The organism is Arthrobacter sp. SO5, from assembly GCF_020532805.1.
GTDB lineage: Bacteria > Actinomycetota > Actinomycetes > Actinomycetales > Micrococcaceae > Arthrobacter.
The window spans coordinates 1-1,258 of the sequence record NZ_MQTQ01000085.1 but is presented as its reverse complement, the minus strand read 5'-3'; the positions used below and the strand labels follow the sequence as shown (position 1 = coordinate 1,258).

Annotated in this window: 1 protein-coding gene and 1 pseudogene; one reads left to right on the top strand and one right to left on the bottom strand. The window is 72.7% G+C overall.

Annotated elements, in window-relative coordinates:
* Positions 1-462 (top strand): annotated as a pseudogene (locus tag BJG92_RS15540) (MFS transporter); the annotation flags it as partial.
* Positions 463-508: 46 nt separating this feature from the next.
* Here BJG92_RS15540 and BJG92_RS15535 read toward each other — a convergent pair.
* Positions 509-1,225, bottom strand: a complete 717-nt coding sequence (locus BJG92_RS15535) for an IclR family transcriptional regulator (RefSeq protein WP_232084893.1) — start codon at positions 1,223-1,225, stop codon at positions 509-511.
* Positions 1,226-1,258 lie beyond the last annotated feature (33 nt).

The window sequence follows — 1,258 nt, the reverse complement described above, 5'->3', positions numbered from 1 at the left end:
CTGGCGGGACTGCTGTATGCCGTGATGGGCCTCAGTTCAGCCGCCACGGCCCTCTCGGCGGCCTACTGGCCCCGCCGATTCACGCTCAATGCCCGCTGGCTGGCCTGTGCGGCGCTGATGGCCGGCTTCGCCTCACTCCTGCTGCTGCCCGCGACGGCGCTGCCCATGATCCTGGTGCTCCTGGTCCTGGGCCTGCCGGTGGGGCCGCTCATGGTGACGGTCTTCGCCATCGGCGGCCTCGTCGCCCCCACCGGCAAGCTCGGCACAGTCATGACGGCCCTTGCCAGCGGCATCGTCGCCGGGACCGCACTGGGATCCTCCATCGCTGGACAGCTCGCCCAGAACGACGGCTACTCCACGGCCTTCCTCGTACCCGTGTGCGCCGCGGCCGCGCTGTTCCTGCTCGGGGCGGCCGCCGCCGTCGTCCTCCGGAAGAAAAAGGCCCCCGTCCCCACCACCTGACAGTTGCCGGCGTGTGCGGTGCGGGAAGCGGCAAGCTCCCGGGCTTTCAGCCCAGCTGGGTCTCGATGCGCCGGGCGCTGGCCGCCAGCGCGGCCGCCACCTCGTCCGGGTCCTGCGCGGCACGGATGTAAACGACGGCGAGCGCGGCCGGCCGCCCGCCCGGCACGCGGACCGGAACGGCCAGCGAGGAGACTCCCGCGATGACCTCGTCGTGGCTGGCCGCGTACCCCCGGCGTCGTGCCTCTGCGGCCTCGGGCCGGTAGGGGATCCGGGGCGCAGCGGTGGCCCACTCGTGTTCGGAGTGCGCCGACTGGATGGCAATGCCGGGGGCGCCGGCGCTGATGGGGTGCCGGGATCCGGGGTGCTGGACCACGGTTGCCCCGGTGTGCCGCGGATCCACGGTGACCAGTGTGACGCAGTCCTCGTGGTCCCAGACCGCCACGAAGGCGCTCATGGTCAGCGTGTTGGCGAGGTGCGTCAGCTCCGGCAGGGCTGCCGTCTGCAGGTTCCGCGCGACCCCGCGGGCCAGGACGGCGAGTCCGGGACCCGGCTGGACCCGCCCGGCGTCATCGCGCACCAACAGGGAATGGTCCTCCAGGGTGCGCAGGATGCGGTAGGCCACGGAGCGGTGGACACCCATAGCATCGGCCAGCTCGGCAATGGTCAGCGGACGCTGGGCGTCGGCGAGGATTTCCAGTGCCCGGATGCCGCGGGAGAGCGTCTGGGACGGGGAGGCCTGGGCGCTGGCGGGGTTCAGGGTCATTGGTCCATCCTAGGGGCGGGGTCGCCCGGGGCC